The organism is Pseudomonas sp. SZ57, assembly GCF_009495975.1.
In the GTDB taxonomy this organism is placed as follows: Bacteria; Pseudomonadota; Gammaproteobacteria; order Pseudomonadales; family Pseudomonadaceae; genus Aquipseudomonas; species Aquipseudomonas syringae.
On the sequence record NZ_WIBD01000036.1, the window covers coordinates 1 to 18,872 of the forward strand.

Below are 18,872 nucleotides of genomic sequence, written 5' to 3' on the forward strand. Positions count from 1 at the left end.
CCACTCCGCGTGGGAATGCATTGGGTGACGCTCCGCGTCACGATTCTGCGCCGCGCCGCGCACTCAAGGCAGTACGCAGAGCGTCCGGGAAGGCATACCCATGCGGAGCATGGGTACGATAGTTGTGGTGAGAGGGCTATCGAACTACTGCTGCGACTTCAGGCAATCGAGGTCGGTGAAGTCCTTGCGCATATCGGCGATGCGGCTCAGCAGTTTGGCGCGCTGTTCCGGCGTGCTCAGGGCGGTGATGTCGACGATCAGCGATATCGCGGCCTTCTCGGTCTGGTCGTAGGCCTTGCGGTATTCAGGGGTCCAGAACGTCTCGCGGTCCTGCAATAGCGCGGCGATGCGTTGCGGAAAGTCGCTGGCCTGACGCTGCTGCACCGTGGAGAGGAACAGGTTCTGCCAGCGCGTACGGTTTTCAATCCAGGCCTTGTTCTGTTCGCCCAGCGATGCAGACCAGGCCTGAATGCGGTCTTTCTGCGCCTGATTGAGCTTGCCGACCCACGGCGTCACGCGTTTCTGCATACGGTCGGCGCGTTCTGCAATCTGGCGTTCCAGTGGCTGGTCGAGGTATTTGTTTTCGCGCTTGCGCTGATCCTTGGCGAACGATTCCTGCATCTCCTGCACTTGCTTGTCGTCAAAGCGCGACAGCAGCTCCACGGCAGATGGAGTGATTTCCTTCGAGATCTTGGCAATCGCCTCTTTGGCTTCGCTGGTACGAGCCTGCAGCCCTTCGTACGTCACCTGGTCGGTCTTGACCATGTCCTCGAGTTTGTCCAGCCAGGTCAGGTATTCCGGCAGCTGGGTGCTGCAGTGCCAGCTCAAATGTTGCTTGAGGCGCACGTCCAGCCAGCCTTTCTGTTCCGAATTCATGTCCAGGTAGTCGCTGAGCGTCCACGGAATGATCACGTCGAGGTTGCGATACGCCAGTCCTACCTGATTGCATCCTGCGAGCAGTGCAACGGTCATCAACAGCGTGACGAATGCTTTGAATAAAGACTGCATGACATCTCCTTGGCGTACTGACGTGCAGTAGAGGAGCGTAGCGTCTGGCAGTTCAACCGGTTTGGGCCTTTAAAAGAATGAACGCACCGCTTTGAGGGTAAACGTCCCGTCACAGCGTGCGTTGTGCCCGCTGTAGACGCTGCAATCGCCGCCGCTCAGGCTGGAGCCGCTGTAGATGAGGTTCATGTCGATGCCCAGCCAGGGGCGTGACAGGTTCAGCGACCAGTCGTTGAAGCCGTTGATCAACCCGCCGTCGGCGGCGGACTGCGGGGTATCGAACTGGTGATTGGCGTACTGCATGCGCACCCCGACGCCGAGTTGCTCGATGGCGCCCAGATCGACGAATACCGTACTGTCGCGGGTGCCGACATCGTTACTGAAGGCCGCGCCGATCCGGCTGTCGCGCATGCGCAGGCCGGCATAGAACTCGTGGCTGTCGATCTGGCTGGTGTCGGGGTAACTGTAACGAATCATCCCCAGCTCGTAGCCAAGGGTGTTATCGAAGGGCTTCTTGAAGCCCATGTAGGAGTCGAGCTCCATCCCGGTATCCGAGGCCAGGCCCATATTGGGGGCCCATTGTCCGAAGTAGAAACCGCTCTCGTGGGTCAGGTCCATGCCGCCATGAAAGGAGCCGGAACCGCCGGTGGGCGTTACCAGACCCTGGGCCATGCTGCGCGTAGGCGTGGTGGCGAGTTTCAGGTCGAAGTCGCCCAGATCCCGCTCCAGAACCTGGGCAGAGACGGACTGACAAACAAGCAGGGCACTGAAAGACAGCACGTGTAAGCGATGGCTGAGCATGGCTCACTCCTTGATCTGCGAGGAGTGTGGTCAGGGATGGCGTATCGAAAATGGCTCAGGAGCCGACACAAGCCGCGAGCTAGAGCCTCGCAAGCATACCGTCGAAATGAGCTCGGGGCGGACCGTTCGTCGATCCGTTGTGTGTCAGTTGGCCGCAGTGGTGCGCGCAGAGGGGATGATCAGCCCGCGAATCACCACCAGCGCCTGCTCGAACGACGGGTAGCCGCTCTTGGCGACGTCCAGTTGGGCGTATTCGGACTGGTAACGTTCTGCAAGTTTTGGATCGCTGACACTCAGTTGCTGGGAGAGCAGGGCGATGGCCAATGGATGCTTGTGTTTCGCGGCGGTTTGCAGCAAATCGATGATCTGCTTTTGGTCGGCCTGCTGGCGAATCAGCAACACGGCCTGATAGAACTCGGCTTCGCCCGACGCGTCGTCAAGTGCGGCACGGCGCAGCATGGCTTCGGCCAGTTCATAGTTTTCGCGGTTGTCTTCGCTGATCAGCAGTTTGGCCTGCAGCATGTCGTTCTGATACAGCAGGTGCTCTGCCCGGCAGGGGCTGTCGGTGAGCTGACTGTCGTTGGGGCCGTTTTCGCAGTGGTGCGACGCGCAGCCGCCAAGGTAGACAAGTGCACCGAAAAGCATCCAGTTCTTCATTCGAGCATTCCACAAAGAAGATAACGTCCAGAGCGTGATCCAGCTCGTGGTCATAGTGATATCAGAGGAGAGAGTAGCAGCGTGACCGGAAGAATATCCAGCGAAGGATGGTCAATCTAGCGCCTTGAGCGTCAAGGCGCGTAGAGATCGACAGGCAGGACGCGGTTTTACTTTTTACCGAGATTGATCTGCTTGGAAGGTGCGAAGGTCTGGCCACTCACGCCTTTGGCAATTTGCTGGATTTCACCGCCGGACTTCAGGAAAGCTGCAATCTGCGCGTTGATCGAGTCGCTCGTTTCAACGGCTGGGGCGGGTTTGGCTTTCGAGTGGGATGCTTTGATACGCATGGCTGCCATTTACCTTCATAAACGTAATACGGCCAGCCAGAGTACAGGAAATGCTTGATTATTGCTTGGTGAATATGGCATTCGCCCGAGCCGGGCCTGCACCCGGTGGCTTGCCGGATTTATTCGAAATGGCGCTAACCGACTGTTTTCAGATATAAATTCTCGACGAGACGCGCCGCCGCCGCCCGGCAAGGCCGATTGATGGGGGGCCGGGAAACTGACGAGTGGAGGCAGCATCGCCACCTTCGGCCACGCAACGCGAACCCGCACTCAAAGTCGGGTAGAATGCCGCCCACGTAATGAGGGTATCTGGAAATGGCTTTAATCGGGCGCTACAACAGCTTGCAAATCGTCAAGCACACGAACTTCGGTCTGTATCTGGACGGTGCGCAGGATGGTGAAATCCTGCTGCCCAATCGGTACATCCCCAAGGACGTTCCTACGGAAGATGAAGACTGGCTCAATGTGTTCGTCTATCTGGACAGCGAAGACAAGCTGCTCGCCACCACTGAAAAACCCAAGGTGCAGGTCGGTGAGTTCGCCAGCCTGAAGGTGGTTGAAGTCAACAGCATCGGTGTATTCCTCGACTGGGGCCTGCCCAAGGACCTGTTGCTGCCGTACTCCGAAGAGAAGCGCACCTTGCAGGCCGGTGATTACTGCGTGGTTCACGTCTACCTCGACAAGCACACACGGCGCATTACCGCCACTGCGCGTCTGGACCGCTACCTGGACAAGACTCCCGCCAATTACAGCGTGGGGCAGGAAGTCGACCTGCTGGTCGCCGAAGCGACCGACATGGGCTTCAAGGCGATCATCAACAACAAGCACTGGGGCCTGATTCACAAGAACGAAGTGTTCAAGTTCATGCGCGCCGGCAAGCAGGAAAAAGGCTACATCAAGGAAATTCGCAGCGACGGCAATATCAGCCTGAGCCTGCAGCCCGTCGGTGCAGAGGCCGCAAGCAGCTTGAATTCGAAGATTCTTGCCAAGCTGCGCGAGAACAACGGCACGCTGCCGGTCAGCGATAAAAGTGATCCGCAAGTCATCAGCGGTCTGTTTGGCGTCAGCAAGGGCAACTTTAAAAAGGCCATTGGTGCGTTGTACAAGCAGGGTCAGATCGTGATTCACGCCGACCGTATCGAGCTGGTCTGATACGGCATCGCAGCCTGGGTGCCTGAGCGGCAATTGATGTGAGCTGCAATCGAAGCAGCTCGCAGCACCTCAGGCCCAGGTGGCGAGCGCGTCTATTTCCTGGCTCAGGCGCTCGAACGGCAAGGTGCCATTGAATACCCGCGCGTCTTCCAGTGCCTCGTCACTGCGTCGCAGCAGCACGACCGGCACCGCTCTCAACCCAAGCTTCTGCGCCAGTTGCTGGTCGTCCATCACGGCCTTTTCGAAATGACCGGCGTTGAGTGCCTGCTCCATCGCTTGCCGATCCAGTCCGGTGGTGGAGGCCAGGTCGAGCAACGTGTGCGTCTCGCCGATATCCAGCCCCTTTTCGAAGAACGCCCGGTAAGCCTCTTTGTGGAAGGCTTCAAAACTCCCTGCGTTCCTGGCAAACGCCGCGGCTTCCAGCACCTTGCGGCTGCGCGGCTGAACGCTGGGCATCTTCATTGTCACCTGACGCCTGTCGGCCATCGGCAGCACTGACCTAGACCAGGTTTCACGCAGATAATCGGCACTCGGGTCGAGCAGGTCCAGCGGATCGGGGCGCAGTTCAAAGGCATGCCAATTGAATTCGAGCCGTTCACCGTAGGTTTGCTGAAGCTGTTCCAGGACGGCCAGTTGCAGGTAGCAGAACGGGCAGACGTAGTCGCTCCAGACATCTATTTTCAGGGGACCAACAGTGTTCATGTGCTTGAAACTCCATAACGCTCGTTAACACTGACTCCCTTAACCTTTTAAAAGTCCTGAAGTTGGATGGATCAATGTCTACCTTTGGTCGGTCATACCCTCAAGCGGGCTTTCCCGGCCCTGAAACTTCATCAAGGACGCGCCATGAAAAGAATACTGATCGCTTACTTCGGCACATTGCTGGCGTTTCTGATCCTCGACGGACTGTGGCTGGGCGTGTTGATGGGCCCGACCTACCGTGAATGGCTCGGACCACTGATGCTCGACACGCCGGTCCTGGGACCTGCCATCGCGTTTTATCTGCTGTATGGGGCGGGGGTGGTGTTTTTCGGCGTCATGCCTGCGCTCAGAGTGCAACGACTGAGCCACGCGACATTGTGCAGCGGGCTGCTGGGGCTGATTGCCTATGGCACCTATGACCTGACCAACTGGGCCACCTTGCAGGGCTGGCCGGCGCAGCTGGCGCTGGTGGATCACGCGTGGGGCACGGTGGTGTCGGCGCTGGCCGGTACGGCGGGCTATCTTGCTGTGCGTAAATTTGCATGAAGCGGTGTGCCGGAATGAGCGTTGCCGACACGCAACGCTCACCCGGCACAGTACGGGAACGCAGCGGCTAATCTGCCGCTGGGTTTACAGTTACTTCTGCAGGAAGCTGGCAAAACTCAGGTTGCTGCCCTTGGGGCGCATGTCCTTGAGGAAAGAGTCCTTGTCGGCGCTCAGCTCCAGGCTGACGGTCGGTTTGCGCTTGTCGGCATTGCGCACTTCAAGGCCTTCCATGTGATCGCGCATGAAGACCGTGGTCACTTTCAAATGCAGTAACTGGTCGGTTTCAGGCGTGTACAGCAGCAGGTGCAGCCACTCGTACTGACCTACTTGCAGGCGCGGGACAGGCAGGTCGAACCACCAGATGTTTCTTTTGTGGTCCAGCACGGCGAAATGCGTGTTGTTGACGCCCAGCACTGCACCACCCAGATCCTGGTTTCTGCGTGCAATGGCCAGCTTTTTATCGAGTTTCATAACGTTCCTGTGAATCGGTGTGTTCAGCGTGTCGGCCCTGCCGGACAACGGTGGCGCGCATTCTCGCACAAACTCTGCTGCAAGCCTGCCTCAATGCACGGCAGATGAGCGGCAATGGCGGCCCGAAAAATAGTTGAAACTCTTCGCCACCGGCACAGGTCAATCTTTTGTCGAGTACGACATCCGATCCAGTGCGGTCTTCAGACCCAGGAGATTTCCGATGAGCAGCACCAGCGATAAAGCCAAAGGTATGGCCAACGAAGCAGTTGGTAACGTCAAGCAGGCTGTTGGCAAGGCTACCGACAACGACAAACTGCGGGCTGAAGGCAAGGTACAAGAGCTGAAAGGCGAAGGCCAGCAGGCAAAAGGCGAAGTCAAGGACGCGATCAAGAAGGGCGTGGACAAGGCTTGAGTCGATTGTTTCCGGCGCTTTGGCGCCGGGAGCAGGCATTACCGATAACGGTCATCCACGGATGGCCGTTATGCTTTCTGCTCTGCGGGACTGAAACCTTTCATGGCCTGTCCAGTCAATGTGCCATCGGCATTCGTGTATCGGCTTCGTCAGCGCGACACGTCATTCATGAGATGCCGGTTTTCAGGATGCAAGGTTTTCCAGTAAGGGAGCGAGAGGAAGCGCCATGATTTTCCCCCATTTGCGTAAATTGAAAGTCGGCAAAGTGCTGGTGAGAACCGTCAACGAGTTCCTCGATGACGAGATGTCCACCTATGCATCGGCACTGGCTTACCAGATGCTGTTTTCTCTGTTTCCGTTCCTGCTGTTTCTGATCGCGCTGATCGGCTTTCTGCATCTGCCGGACTTTTTCTCCTGGTTGCGACTGCAATCGGAATTCCTCTTGCCGCCGCAGGCACTCGAACAGGTCAACCCGGTCATCGACCAGTTGCAGCAGTCCAAGGGCGGCTTGCTGTCGATCGGTATCGTCATCGCGCTGTGGACCGCTTCAGCGGGTGTGCGCCTGATGATGAGCGCCATGAACGCTGCGTACGACGTCGTCGAAGGGCGCCCGATCTGGAAGCGTCTGCCGCTGTCGATTCTCTACACCGTAGGCATTGCCGGCATGTTGCTGGCAGCAGCAGCTTTCATGGTGCTCGGGCCGCAGGTCATGAACTGGATTGCCGCGCAGATCGGCATGGAAGACTTCATCGTCACGCTGTGGACGATTCTGCGCTGGCCCGCGATCATTATTCTGCTGATGGTCGCTGTGGCGCTGATCTATTACGTGATGCCGGACGTCAAACAGGAGTTTCGCTTTATCACCCCAGGCTCGGTGCTGGCCGTGGTGGTGTGGATCGTTGCTTCCCTGGCGTTCGGTTTTTACGTCAAGACCTTTGCCGACTACAACGCCATGTACGGCAGCATCGGCGCGATCATCGTGCTGTTGCTGTACTTCTATATTTCGGCAGCGGTGCTGTTGCTGGGTGCGGAAATGAATGCGGTGATCGAGCACATGTCCGCCGAAGGCAAGGACGCAGGCGAGAAGGAAGCCGGTGACGGCCTGGGCGAGGAAAGCAGCGAGACAGGCAAGCAGCATGTCTCCGGCTTGGGCCGCGACCATTCGGTGCCGCTGCAGAAGGCGGACGAAGCCTGATCGCTTTGTGTGGCAAGATCGCTTCTTTAAGTCGGCAAGGGACACGCAGTCATGATCCACAAAATCCTGAAGATGGGCGATGAGCGCTTGTTGCGCATCGCCCCTCCGGTGCCCGCAGAGATGTTCGGCAGCAGCGAGCTCGATACGCTGATCGCCGACATGTTCGAAACCATGCACAGCGTCGGCGGTGTGGGGCTGGCGGCACCGCAGATCGGCATCGATCTGCAACTGGTGATTTTCGGTTTCGAGCGCAACGAGCGCTATCCCGAGGCCGAAGCGGTCCCGCAGACGATCCTCATCAACCCGCTGATTACCCCGCTGAGCCCGGCGCTGGAAGAGGGCTGGGAAGGGTGTCTGTCAGTGCCCGGATTGCGCGGCATGGTGGACCGTTATCAGAGCATTCGTTACGAAGGCTTCGATCCTCAGGGCCAGCCCATCGAGCGTGTTGCCCAAGGCTTTCACGCGCGGGTCGTTCAGCATGAATGCGACCACCTGATCGGTCGGCTTTACCCGTCGCGCATCACCGATTTCAGCAAATTCGGCTTCATGGACGTGATGTTTCCGGACATGGACCCCAATGCCGACGAGTGATGGTCGTGTTGCGCTGCGAAGCCGTCAGGCTTCGCGGCACAGTGCGATCAGCGGCTTGCTGCGGCTGTAACGCATGAACCGTTCGCCCAGGGCCTGTGGCAGACGCTGTGCCGTCTCGAACCCTGAGCGTTGGTAAAAGCCCAGCAGGTCCGGATGGCAGAACAGCCACACCGGCCCGTTCAGCGGTTGCAATGCCGCTTCGATCAGGCCCCGCGCCACTGCTTGTCCACGCAGCGCCGGCGCCACGAACAGCCCGGTCAGCCAATGCCCCTCTGCGACAGGCGTCAGGCACAACGCACCAATGATTTCTGCCTGCTTTGCAACCCACGCCTGGCCCTTGCTGGCAGCGCGCATTGACGACTGGTGCTCGCGGTAGAACTTGCCCAGCAACGGGCGACACTCATCAGGTAGCGGGTAGAACTGGATTTCGGACATCGCGGCTGGGCTTGAAATAGGGGCCTTGCATCATACAGAGGCTCAAGCCGTGACAACTAATCGGCGCAGGCTGGTGTCGATACTTTCAGACCCGTTTCTTCCGCGCCATTTGAGGTGAGCATGAAATCAATAACACGAATACTGGGCTGTTCACTTCTGGCGCTGGGCCTGCTGGGGCAGACCGCGACAGCGGCTGAAAAAACCAAGCCTATCCAGTTTGGCGCGCTGACCTGGGAGAGCGGCAGCCTGATCACTGAAGTCCTGCGTACCATTGTCGAGAAGGGTTATGGCTACCCGACCGATACCCTGCCCGGCAGTACCGTCAGCCTGGAAACCGCGCTGGCGAAAAATGACATTCAGGTGATCGCCGAAGAGTGGACCGGACGCAGTCCGGTGTGGGTCAAGGCTGAAGAGGAAGGCAAGGTGCTCGGCCTGGGCAACATCGTCAAGGGCGCGACCGAAGGCTGGTGGGTGCCCGAGTACGTGATCAAGGGCGACGCCGCCAAAGGTATCAAGCCGCTGGCGCCTGACCTGAAGTCTGTCGCGGACCTGGCGCGCTACAAGGACGTCTTCAAAGACCCGGAATCGCCGGACAAGGGCCGATTCCTCAACAGCCCGAGCGGCTGGACTTCGGAAATCGTCAACACCCAGAAACTCAAGGCTTATGGCCTGGCCGACAGCTTCGTCAACTTCCGCACCGGCTCGGGCGCAGCATTGGACGCCGAGGTCGCATCGTCCATCCGGCGCGGCAAGCCGGTGTTGTTTTACTACTGGTCACCTACGCCCCTGTTGGGCAAGTACAAGCTGATCAAACTGGAAGAGCCGGCCTTTGACGCTGAAGCCTGGAAAACCCTGACCGACGCCAGCAACCCAAACCCGCGTGGCACGTCTTCGCTGGCGGCAACCCTGTCGATCGGCGTATCGGCAGAATTCAGCAAGCAATACCCTGAACTGGTGAGTGTCTTCAAAGGCGTGGATTTCCCGATTGACCTGCTGAACAGGACCCTGGGCGAAATGAGTGACAAGCATGAGGATGCCAAGGTCGTGGCTGCACGCTTTCTCAAGCAGCATCCCGACGTCTGGAAAGCCTGGTTGCCTGCCGATGTGGCGGAACGGGTGAGCAGCGGTCTTTGATTATCGCCCAGCTGAATGACACGCGGCGCATAGCTGATAGCGGCATCGATGACCGGTATGCGACGCGCCGGGTGGTAAAGCCCCGCCGAGCTGATAAGTTCAGGTCTGGGTCAATCGATGCTCGGGAGGCGTCATGACTGATCACGTTCGGGGCTCGCGCGGCAGGTGGCAGACCTGCCTGGCATTGCTGGCCTGTCTGTGCCTGGACGCGATGCATCCGGCCAGCGCCGAAGAGGCCGACGACATGGCGCTGGCCCTGGTGGAACAACGAAACCTGGGCGAAGGTCTCGCCTGGCTGGGGTATCAGGTCGCCTCGCGCACGGCCACGTTTGCCGGTATCGTGCAGGCTGTCGGCAAGACTGAAGCGCAGGAACTGGTACAGAAGGAATTGCAGCGCCTCAAGCCGGAATATCAGGCGCAGTGGGACCGCAACCTGGCAGCCGCTTATGCTCATGCCTTTACCGCCGAGGAATTGCGTTCGCTCAATCAGGGCGAGGATTCGCCTGCATTGGGGAACAGATTCAGGGCGAGAAATACCCAGGTCAGCACCGATATGAAAGCCCGGTCATCGGAGCTGCTGGGACAATTTGTCAGTCGTGCGCTGAGCAATGCCGAGGCAGCACTGCGACGCTGACAGCTATTTTGACGAGACGAGGCAAAGAACATGGACGCATTCATGCAGGCAGCATTCGATGAGGCACAACTCGGGCTGAAGGAAGGCGGAATACCTATCGGTTCGGTCATCGTCCACGGCGGCAAAATCATCGGTCGAGGCCACAACCGTCGTGTACAAGAGGGCAGTGCGACGAAGCATGGCGAGATGGATGCGCTGGAGAATGCCGGTCGCCAGCCGGCCAGTGTTTACCGTGAATCGGTCCTCTACACCACGCTTTCGCCTTGTGCGATGTGCAGCGGTGCGATCCTGCTCTACGGCATTCGCAAAGTGATCATCGGTGAGAATGCGTCATTCATGGGCGAGGAAGAACTGCTGCGCTCGCGTGGCGTGCAGATCGACGTGCTGGATAACCCTGAGTGCACACACATGATGAAAGACTTTATCGCCAGCAAGCCCGAACTGTGGAACGAAGACATCGGCGAGTGAACCCAGCGTCTTGTCAGCCCCACGCTCCGCGCTCATCGTAAATCTGACTGCTCATCGTGCCAATGCTCCGCATTGGCATGCAGTTCGTGACGCTCCTGCCTTAAAGTGCGGTTTGTGCCACTAATGTGCCTTTAACGGTGATAATCTCCTCCCATCTTTATCACGGTATGCACATACCCAGCCGTTTACCTGGCCATTTTTGGAGCCCGACATGTCGGTCCAGCAGCGCAACAACGTCAATATTTCAGGCGACGGACCGATCACTCTGATTTTCGCTCATGGATTCGGCTGCGATCAGAACATGTGGCGTTTTATGGCGCCGCACTTCGCAGCGCGCTTCAAGGTCGTGCTGTTCGACCTGGTGGGCAACGGCAATTCTGATGTGTCGGCCTGGTATCCGCACAAGTATTCGTCGCTCAAAGGCTATGCAACCGACTTGCTGGAGGTGGTCAACGAGTTCGCCGCAGAGGGGCCGGTGGTGCACGTCGGTCATTCGGTCAGTTGTATGATTGCCGTGCTGGCCGAGCTTCAGTCGCCCGGCCGGTTCGACGGTCACATCATGATTGGTCCATCCCCGCATTACCTCAACGAGAAAGATTACATGGGGGGATTCACTCGCGCCGATGTGGATTCGTTGCTTGAGACGCTGGAAAGCAATTATCTTGGCTGGTCGAGCACCATGGCGCCGGCACTCATGGGCGCCTCGGACCGGCCTGAACTGAGCGAAGAACTCGCCAACAGTTTCTGTCGCACCAATGCCGAGATCGCCAGACAGTTTGCCCGCGTGACGTTTTTATCCGACCATCGTGCCGATGTCGCACAACTCAAGAGCAGAACACTCATTCTGCAAAGCAGCGACGATATGGTGGTGCCGGTCGAGGTGGGTGAATACCTGCACCGCGTCATCGCCGACAGCACCCTGCACATGATCGACAACGTAGGGCACTACCCGCACATGAGCGCAGCACAGGAGTGCATTACTGCGATGAATCAGTTTCTGGCCTCTTACGAGAGCGCCGCACATGACCATTGAACAGGTGAGTCTGCCTGTCACGGAAGACCTCTACGAGCATGCGCCCTGTGGTCTGTTGATCACGTTGCCCAACGGCACCATCGAGCGCGCCAATCTGACGTTTTGCCGATGGCTGGGTCTGGAGCGCGACGCTGTTGTGGGCCGCCGCTTTCAGGAACTGCTGAGTCTGGCAGGCAAGGCCTTTCTGCAGACTCACTGGGCGCCCACGCTGCAGTCGCAAGGTTCAATTGCCGAGGTCAAGGTCGAGCTGATTCATGCCGATGGCCGCCCCATTCCGATGATGCTCAATGCCGTACGCCGCGAGTACCCGTCGGGGTGTCTGCATGAAGTGGCCGTGTTCCTGGCCGAAGAGCGCAACAAGTACGAGCGCGAACTGCTGGCTGCCCGCAAGATCGCCGAAGAGCTCCTGCAACAGCAGATGACCGTGCAGAGCGAGCTGACTTCGGCGCGCAATCGCTTGCGTCTGGCGCATGCCGAGGCAGAGATCCGGGCTATTTTTGCCGAACAGATGATTGGCATCGTCAGCCACGACCTGCGCAACCCGCTGGCCGCGATCAAGATGGCTGCCGGGCTGCTGGAACGCACGCCGCTGGAGTCGCGCCAAGAGCGGATTCTGGGACACATCAACCATTCCACCGACCGTGCCGATCGCATGATTGTCGACCTGCTGGATTTCACCCACGCCCGGGTCGGCAGTGGCATTACCGTCGTACCTCAGCCTGTCGACTTTCACGCAGTCGTCGCCCGTGGCGTCGAAGAGCTGCGCCAGGTTTTCCCGGATCGGGTGCTGACCCATCGCAGCGAAGGGCAGGGCGCGTGTTCGGCTGATCCTGACCGCCTGCTGCAGATGCTTGGCAATCTGGTCAGCAATGCCATCAATTACGGCACCGATGACGGCGAGGTTTTGATTACGTCGTCGTTCGACACCTGGATGATCAAACTGTCGGTGCACAACGTTGGTGAACCGATACCGATGGAGAAGGTAGACGACTTGTACGAGCCCGTCGTACGCGTGGTCAGCGACAGTGACGAGACGCGCACCGTCGGGCTCGGCCTGTTTATCGTGCGCGAGATCGTTCGAGCCCATCTGGGCGATGTGACGGTTCGTTCTTCGGCTGAAGAGGGCACGACCTTCACCGTGGCGTTTCCGCGTCCCCCGGCGAAAACCGAGGTTTGATCAGGTTTCATGCAGATTGACGATCAACCCGTGTTATTCACGGGTGCAGAAAAATCGTTACAGTTCTAAACTTACGTGCTGCGTCATCACATCAAGGCTCATACAGGTTCTACATGCGGCGATCCCTTTCAAATGATGTGGCCACGATCAGTCGGATCAGCGCGGTGCCGGCCATCCTACAAGTCATTGCCGAATCCACCGGGTTGGGTTTCGCCGCCGTTGCGCGTGTAACCGAAACCACCTGGACGGCCTGTGCGGTCCTGGACACGCTCGATTTCGGTTTGAAACCCGGCGGCGAGCTGGAGCTGAGCAGCACCATCTGCCACGAGATTCGCAGCTCCCACAAGGCTGTGGTGATTGATCATGTCGCCGAGGACCCGCTGTTCTGTGCGCATGACACTCCACGTCTGTACAGCTTCCAGAGCTATATCTCGGTGCCGATCTTTCTTTCCGACGGCTCCTTTTTCGGCACTATCTGCGCGCTGGATCCCAAGCCGGCGAAGCTGATCGGTACGCCCATCGAAGCCATGATGGTGTCGTTCGCACGTCTTCTGGCGCTGCAGATCGAGGCCGAGGAAAACCTGCAACAGGCGCGTGAAGACCTGCTCGCCGAACGTGAGGTGGCTGAGCTGCGCGAGCAGTTTATCGCCGTGCTGGGGCACGACCTGCGCAACCCGCTGTTTGCCATCAATGCCAGTGCCGAACTGCTGCTGCGCCGTCCGCTGGACGAAAAGGCCCAGCAGGTCGTGCAACACATCCTGACCTCTGGCCAGCGCGCCTCGCAGCTGGTCGATGACGTGCTCGATTTTGCCCGAGGCCGCATGGGTCATGGCATTCCTCTCAGTATCCATGAGGCGCCTGGCCTGGATAAAACCCTGGAGCATGTGGTTTCAGAGGTGCAGCGCGTTCACCCGTCACGGCCGATTCACTCGAACATAGGCGAGCTGGAGCGTATCCGCTGCGATCACGAGCGGATCGCGCAATTGCTCTCCAATCTGGTGTCCAACGCGATCAGCCATGGTGATGCCGAGAGCCCGGTCGAAGTGACGGCAGGCGTGCATGGCGAGGTGTTTGTGCTCAGCGTTACCAATCAGGGAGAGCCGATACCTGAATCGGTTCGTGCGCAACTGTTCCTGCCGTACTCGAGACCCATCACCGACGAGCCGCAAGCCGGCCTCGGACTGGGCTTGTACATCGCCAGCGAGATAGCCATCGCCCATGGAGGTACGCTCGAGGTGTGCTCGACGCGCGAGCAGGGCACGGTCTTTACCTTCAGCATGCCGTTGAAATCTGCTTAGGCACCCTGCGCCAGCCTGTGCCTTTTGAGCGCACAGGCTGCTCATCAAGTGCTTTTTTGGGCTCCGCAAACCTTGGGCTGCAGGCCGTTGCGTCGTTCGGCTGCGACAGCCCTGACCATCCTTGTTACAAACTCTCCCAGCGCTTTGCTTGCTCATCGGCAGTGTCGCGTCGAACCTGAGGCCTGGGTTGCCATCAAAGGCCTGAGCCTTCACGGTTACTCCGAAGTTTTCACTTTGCCCAGAGGTAGTGATGAACAGTTTTGTGCGCAATCTTGTCGGCGGCGTGCTTGTTGCGTCATGCAGCATCGGTGCGGTCCAGGCGCAGACGCTGCCAAACAGCACCCTCAACAACGGTGCCAGCAGCAACCCCTATAACAGCCCGATTCACCGTGCCAACCCCAACAGCCGCCAAGGCACCGAGTCCAGCGTGCCACCGTCCCGAGGCCCCAACATCGCGCCGCCGGTGCGCAAGCCCACTCTGGAAAACGGTGGCATCGGCAACGGCTATCCTACGCGCCAGAACACGCCACGTCCTTCTACTACTCCGATAACCGACCCCAAGCGCGGCAACTGAATTTTCAACCCGGCGAACCCTTGCGGACGTCGACTCAATGCATAAGGAAACGCTCATGCTTAGAAAAACCCTGATCGCGACATTGTGTACTGCAGCCATTCTGAGCCTGCCACTGGCGGCCAGCGCCGCTACGGAGTCCTACAAAAGCGAGCTGGGCACCGTCACGGTGACGCCTGTTGTCGAAGGTCTGGATCATCCGTGGGGGCTGGCCTTTCTGCCTGACAGGCAAGGCATGCTGGTGACAGAGCGTTCCGGCAACCTGCGCGTGGTGTCGGCGGATGGCAAATTGTCTGCACCGCTTTCCGGAGTCCCGCAAGTCTGGGCGCAAAAGCAGGGCGGTCTGCTCGATGTGGTGCTGTCACCGGACTTCGCCAAGGACCGTATGGTCTATCTGACCTACTCGGAGGGCAGCGGCAAGACCGCCGCCGAGGGTGATACCGCCGGCACTGCCGCAGGGCGTGGTCGTCTGTCCAAGGACATGACCCGTCTGGAAGACTTCGAAGTCATCTTCCGCCAGGAACCGAAACTGTCGGTGGGCAACCACTTCGGCGCGCGGATGGTCTTCGATCGCGACGGCTACCTGTTCATCGCGCTGGGCGAAAACAATCAGCGCCCCACTGCGCAGGATCTGGACAAGCTGCAGGGCAAGATCGTGCGCATCTATCCGGACGGCAGCGTACCGAAAGACAACCCGTTCGTGGGCCAGAAGGGCGTACGCCCCGAGATATGGTCTTATGGCCATCGCAATCAGCAGGGCGCCGCGCTCGACCCCTGGACCGGCACGTTGTGGACCAACGAGCATGGTCCCAAGGGCGGTGATGAGCTGAATATCATCGAGCGTGGCGCAAATTACGGCTGGCCGATCGCGACCCACGGTATCGACTACTCGGGTCAGCCGATTTCGGAGTCCAAGGGCAAGGTTGTCGAAGGGACCAAAATTCCGTTCCAGGTCTGGGAAGTGTCGCCGGGCCTCAGTGGCATGGCGTTCTATGACCACAGCCTTTTCAAGGCATGGGATCACAGTGTCTTCATCGGTGCGCTGGCCACTGAAAAGTTGATCAGGCTGCAGTTCGAGAATGACAAGATCGTTCATGAAGAGCGTCTGTTGAAAGACATGAAACAGCGCATACGGGATGTGCGTCAGGGACCGGACGGTTACTTGTATCTGTTGACCGACGACGATAAGGGAAGTCTGCTGAAAGTGGGCTTGGCTCAGTAATAAACTGTTAACCGCTTGAAAAGGAAAATTCCCACAATATTGTGGGAATTTTCTTATGAGTTGCTTGCGGTGGTAACCGGTAAAGCCCTCGGATCAATTATCCTTTGCGTCACGTACCACTTCGCCCGTCTTGGCATCAACGTCGTAGTTCCACTCCACACCCTTGGCGTCTTTCAGTTCGATCTGATAGATCAGGCGGCCGGTGCGGTCCTTGTCCAGTTCGGTATCGTGGACCGTGAAGCCCTGGTGCTTGGCAACGGCATTCTTGTTGAACTGTTCGAAGTCACCCAACGCCTGGGACTTGTACAGGCGGATCACTTCATCGGGACCAACGTCAGCCTGGGCGGCACCTGCAACAGCAGTGAGGGCAACAGCGGCGAAAACGGCAGGCATAAGTTTCATGGGGTATTCCTTTCTGATTGATCTGTCTTGATTGATTCATCACACGCTGATTGGTTCAGCGGTTTTGTTGAACTCAGATTATCCGCGCTTACTTAATTCACGCTTAATTATTCAAGTGTGCGAAGCGTTTTGAAGCCGGTCTCGCTGTGCCGATTCGTAAGTAAAGTTTTCCCCAGTACTTCGTTTACAGGCAACGCATCACGTAAAGGTTGAAAAAAACCGACAGTGAACGTAAAAGGTTGGCCCCCTGCCGGAAGGTGCGTCGCGTCTGTCCAGGCATCTGTCCTTGCGGAGTCTGCTCGATGAAAACGCCTTACCGACCTGCCATGCGCCACGCCTGGCGATTGTTACCGTTGGGTATGGCGGTTGCCTCGCCGTCGCTGGCCGCAGAGGCGCTCAGCCTGGATGCGGTCAACGTCACTGGATTCAGCGAGCCGGAAAGCACCGGCGACTATAAAGCTGAGCGGGCATCGATTTTCGGGTTCGACCAGGCTTCTCTGCTGGACACGCCCGCCTCGGTGTCGGTGTTCAGCGCCGCGTTGATCAAGGACCGTCAGGCAAAGCTGCTGAGTGAAGTGCTGCGCAACGACGCGTCGGTCGGCGACGGCTATGCCCCGGTGGGCTATTACGAAAACTTTGTGGTGCGCGGGTTTTCGCTGAACGCCGCCAACAGTTATCGCATCAACGGCCGCAGCATTGCCGGTGAGCAGAACGTAGCGCTGGAGAACAAGCAGCAGGTCGAGTTGCTCAAGGGGCTTTCCGGACTGCAGAGCGGCGTGGCCGAGCCCGGTGGGGTCATCAATTATCAGACCAAACGGGCGCAGGACGTTCGCTCGGTCACGGTCTCGACCAACGAACACGGCGAACGCTACATCGCGACCGACGTCGGGGGCTGGTTCGGCAGTGAGCAACAGTTTGGCCTGCGCGCCAACCTTGCCCACGAAGACATTCGTTCGTATGTCGAACACGCCGATGGCCAGCGCGATTTTGCCTCGCTGGCGTTCGACTGGAACATCAGCGAGCGCGCCCTGCTGCAACTCGACGTCGAGTACCAGACCAAAGAGCAGCGTTCGGTGCCCGGTTATCAGCTTCTGGGCGGCACTGCACTGCCTCACGATGCCTCGCCACGTAAATTGCTGGGCTACCAGAACTGGTCCAATCCGGTCGGTATCGACTCGCTGAACATGAACGGACGTTTCGAATATCGCTTCAATGACAGCTGGAAGGGCAGTCTCAGCGCGTCACGCAGTCGCGTGGTCATCGATGACTACAGTGCCTTTGCGTGGGGGTGCTACGGCTCGGCCAGTTGCGCAGGGCAAGCGGTGCCTAACCATTTCAGTGCCGAGGGCGGTTATGACATCTATGATTTCCGCAGCCCTGACGATACGCGTCGCAACGATGAAGTCGAAGCGGCCATGTCCGGCACATTCACTACCGGATCGCTGGGGCACGAACTGACCTTCGGCAGCAGTGCCTACCGCCGCACGGTCGATACGCGCGGGACCTTCAACGAATTCGTCGGCTCGGGCAATATCAATGAGGCACCTGAGCAGGTGGCACCCTCGACCCTGGCGCTTGCACATACCGAGCGCCGCCTGGACAGCCGCCAGTACGGGCTGTTTGCCACCGACCGGATCAGCTTCAACGAGCACTGGCAAACCGTGCTGGGCGGACGCGGGGTGCGGCTCGACGAGCAGGCATTCAACGAGGACGGCAGTGATGCGCGACACACCGAGCGCTATGTGTTTCTGCCCCAGGCGGCGCTGATCTACAAGCCGGTGGACAATGTTTCGCTCTATACCAGCTACAGCAAGGGCCTGTCGCTGGGCGGGACGGCAGCGTGGTTCACCACCAATGCCAGTGAAATTCTTGCGCCGACCGTATCCCGACAGCTGGAAGCAGGCATCAAGTATGACTGGCAGCGCATGAGCCTGACCGCCGCAGTGTTTCAGGCCCGCCAGGCGTACCAGTATTCCAGGCCCAACGATGACGGTACGTTCACTTACGTACAGCAAGGCGAGCAGAAAAACACCGGCCTTGAACTGGGGGCAAGTGGCTGGGTGACTGACCGCCTGCAGATATCCGCCAGTGCGGCGGCCATCCGGGCACGCGTTGAAGACAGCGGCACCGAGGCCTATGACGATCATCAGGCCCTCAATGTGCCCAGATACCGTGGCACCCTGCAAGCCGACTACAGCCTGCCGGTGCCCGGGCTCGCGTTGCTCGGCGGCGTGCAGTACAGCGCCAGCAAGTACGCTGACCGTGAAGGTACCGTGCAGGTCAATGACTACGCACTGTTCAATATCGGCAGCCGTTACAGCACCCGAATCAGCGGTTACGACACCGTTCTGCGCCTGACCGTCGACAACCTCTTCGACAAACGCTACTGGCGTGATGCCGGAGAGTATCTGGGCGACGACTACCTGTTCATGGGCGCGCCCAGAACGGCGAGATTGTCGGCCTCCGTCAACTTTTAGCGGAAGGGCTCTGGTACGCGGAGCATCGGCACGCCAGTCGAGATGATCGCTCCGCACTCTCCGGCGTGGGAATGCAGTCCGGAACGGCATGCGACGCAGAGCGCCGCACGATAGTTGCGGTTATCGTTCCTCACGCTCTGGT

The 18,872-nt window shown here is 58.8% G+C and carries 22 protein-coding genes; 14 read left to right on the forward strand and 8 right to left on the reverse strand.

Annotation, left to right across the window (positions count from 1 at the left end):
* Positions 1-144: 144 nt before the first annotated feature.
* The 4 genes from GE543_RS25660 to GE543_RS25675 all read right to left on the reverse strand — a co-directional run bounded on the left by GE543_RS25660 (position 145) and on the right by GE543_RS25675 (position 2,819).
* Positions 145-1,008, reverse strand: coding sequence for a DUF6279 family lipoprotein (locus GE543_RS25660; RefSeq protein ID WP_153222663.1), 864 nt, complete (start codon positions 1,006-1,008; stop codon positions 145-147).
* Between the two features lie 69 nt (positions 1,009-1,077).
* Positions 1,078-1,806, reverse strand: a complete 729-nt coding sequence (locus GE543_RS25665) for a TorF family putative porin (protein ID WP_003412762.1) — start codon at positions 1,804-1,806, stop codon at positions 1,078-1,080.
* Between the two features lie 144 nt (positions 1,807-1,950).
* Positions 1,951-2,463 (reverse strand): hypothetical protein, encoded by a 513-nt coding sequence (locus GE543_RS25670; protein ID WP_003412760.1) that lies wholly within the window; start codon positions 2,461-2,463, stop codon positions 1,951-1,953.
* A 167-nt stretch (positions 2,464-2,630) separates the two neighbouring features.
* Positions 2,631-2,819 (reverse strand): hypothetical protein, encoded by a 189-nt coding sequence (locus GE543_RS25675; RefSeq protein WP_002554403.1) that lies wholly within the window; start codon positions 2,817-2,819, stop codon positions 2,631-2,633.
* 306 nt (positions 2,820-3,125) lie between these two features.
* Between GE543_RS25675 and GE543_RS25680 the strand changes: the two genes are divergently transcribed.
* On the forward strand, positions 3,126-3,962 hold the full coding sequence (locus tag GE543_RS25680) for a S1 RNA-binding domain-containing protein (protein ID WP_046236314.1): 837 nt from the start codon (positions 3,126-3,128) through the stop codon (positions 3,960-3,962).
* A gap of 69 nt (positions 3,963-4,031) precedes the next feature.
* Here GE543_RS25680 and GE543_RS25685 read toward each other — a convergent pair whose 3' ends face one another.
* Positions 4,032-4,664, reverse strand: coding sequence for a DsbA family protein (locus GE543_RS25685; protein ID WP_153222664.1), 633 nt, complete (start codon positions 4,662-4,664; stop codon positions 4,032-4,034).
* A 144-nt stretch (positions 4,665-4,808) separates the two neighbouring features.
* Here GE543_RS25685 and GE543_RS25690 point away from each other — a divergent pair, with 144 nt between their 5' ends.
* A complete protein-coding gene (locus tag GE543_RS25690; protein ID WP_153222665.1) occupies positions 4,809-5,210 on the forward strand; it encodes a DUF2177 family protein in 402 nt (133 codons plus the stop codon).
* Between the two features lie 90 nt (positions 5,211-5,300).
* Here GE543_RS25690 and GE543_RS25695 read toward each other — a convergent pair whose 3' ends face one another.
* Positions 5,301-5,681, reverse strand: coding sequence for a hypothetical protein (locus GE543_RS25695; protein ID WP_153222666.1), 381 nt, complete (start codon positions 5,679-5,681; stop codon positions 5,301-5,303).
* Between the two features lie 220 nt (positions 5,682-5,901).
* On the opposite strand from GE543_RS25695, the gene GE543_RS25700 reads away from it, so the two are divergent.
* The 3 genes from GE543_RS25700 to def all read left to right on the forward strand — a co-directional run bounded on the left by GE543_RS25700 (position 5,902) and on the right by def (position 7,879).
* Positions 5,902-6,093 carry a CsbD family protein gene (locus tag GE543_RS25700; protein WP_003363370.1) on the forward strand — a complete coding sequence of 64 codons (192 nt, stop codon included), beginning with the start codon at positions 5,902-5,904 and terminating at the stop codon, positions 6,091-6,093.
* A 226-nt stretch (positions 6,094-6,319) separates the two neighbouring features.
* Positions 6,320-7,288, forward strand: a complete 969-nt coding sequence (locus tag GE543_RS25705) for a YihY/virulence factor BrkB family protein (protein ID WP_003363368.1) — start codon at positions 6,320-6,322, stop codon at positions 7,286-7,288.
* 51 nt (positions 7,289-7,339) lie between these two features.
* Positions 7,340-7,879, forward strand: coding sequence for a peptide deformylase (gene def / locus GE543_RS25710; protein ID WP_153222667.1), 540 nt, complete (start codon positions 7,340-7,342; stop codon positions 7,877-7,879).
* Positions 7,880-7,903: 24 nt separating this feature from the next.
* Here def and GE543_RS25715 read toward each other — a convergent pair whose 3' ends face one another.
* Positions 7,904-8,314: a GNAT family N-acetyltransferase gene (locus tag GE543_RS25715; RefSeq protein ID WP_153222668.1), complete on the reverse strand. Its 411-nt coding sequence runs from the start codon at positions 8,312-8,314 to the stop codon at positions 7,904-7,906.
* Between the two features lie 120 nt (positions 8,315-8,434).
* Between GE543_RS25715 and GE543_RS25720 the strand changes: the two genes are divergently transcribed.
* From GE543_RS25720 to GE543_RS25755, 8 genes are all read left to right on the forward strand, one after another.
* Positions 8,435-9,448 carry an ABC transporter substrate-binding protein gene (locus tag GE543_RS25720; RefSeq protein ID WP_153222669.1) on the forward strand — a complete coding sequence of 338 codons (1,014 nt, stop codon included), beginning with the start codon at positions 8,435-8,437 and terminating at the stop codon, positions 9,446-9,448.
* Between the two features lie 133 nt (positions 9,449-9,581).
* Positions 9,582-10,082: a hypothetical protein gene (locus GE543_RS25725; protein ID WP_103689787.1), complete on the forward strand. Its 501-nt coding sequence runs from the start codon at positions 9,582-9,584 to the stop codon at positions 10,080-10,082.
* 30 nt (positions 10,083-10,112) lie between these two features.
* Positions 10,113-10,550, forward strand: coding sequence for a nucleoside deaminase (locus tag GE543_RS25730; RefSeq protein WP_046236308.1), 438 nt, complete (start codon positions 10,113-10,115; stop codon positions 10,548-10,550).
* Positions 10,551-10,761: 211 nt separating this feature from the next.
* The gene (locus tag GE543_RS25735) at positions 10,762-11,583 is read left to right on the forward strand and encodes an alpha/beta fold hydrolase (RefSeq protein ID WP_153222670.1); all 822 of its coding nucleotides are present in this window, start codon (positions 10,762-10,764) and stop codon (positions 11,581-11,583) included.
* The gene (locus GE543_RS25740) at positions 11,573-12,760 is read left to right on the forward strand and encodes a PAS domain-containing sensor histidine kinase (protein WP_046236306.1); all 1,188 of its coding nucleotides are present in this window, start codon (positions 11,573-11,575) and stop codon (positions 12,758-12,760) included. The genes GE543_RS25735 and GE543_RS25740 overlap by 11 nt, the downstream gene beginning before the upstream one ends.
* A 113-nt stretch (positions 12,761-12,873) precedes the next feature.
* Positions 12,874-14,058 carry a GAF domain-containing sensor histidine kinase gene (locus GE543_RS25745; protein ID WP_153222671.1) on the forward strand — a complete coding sequence of 395 codons (1,185 nt, stop codon included), beginning with the start codon at positions 12,874-12,876 and terminating at the stop codon, positions 14,056-14,058.
* A gap of 250 nt (positions 14,059-14,308) precedes the next feature.
* On the forward strand, positions 14,309-14,632 hold the full coding sequence (locus GE543_RS25750; RefSeq protein ID WP_003418274.1) for a hypothetical protein: 324 nt from the start codon (positions 14,309-14,311) through the stop codon (positions 14,630-14,632).
* Between the two features lie 55 nt (positions 14,633-14,687).
* Complete coding sequence (locus GE543_RS25755; RefSeq protein ID WP_153222672.1) at positions 14,688-15,851, forward strand: PQQ-dependent sugar dehydrogenase; 1,164 nt, start codon at positions 14,688-14,690, stop codon at positions 15,849-15,851.
* Between the two features lie 93 nt (positions 15,852-15,944).
* On the opposite strand, the gene GE543_RS25760 is transcribed toward GE543_RS25755, so the two are convergent.
* Positions 15,945-16,253 carry a PepSY domain-containing protein gene (locus GE543_RS25760; protein ID WP_003314514.1) on the reverse strand — a complete coding sequence of 103 codons (309 nt, stop codon included), beginning with the start codon at positions 16,251-16,253 and terminating at the stop codon, positions 15,945-15,947.
* Between the two features lie 302 nt (positions 16,254-16,555).
* Between GE543_RS25760 and GE543_RS25765 the strand changes: the two genes are divergently transcribed.
* A complete protein-coding gene (locus tag GE543_RS25765; RefSeq protein WP_153222673.1) occupies positions 16,556-18,730 on the forward strand; it encodes a TonB-dependent siderophore receptor in 2,175 nt (724 codons plus the stop codon).
* The last annotated feature ends 142 nt before the right edge of the window (positions 18,731-18,872 follow it).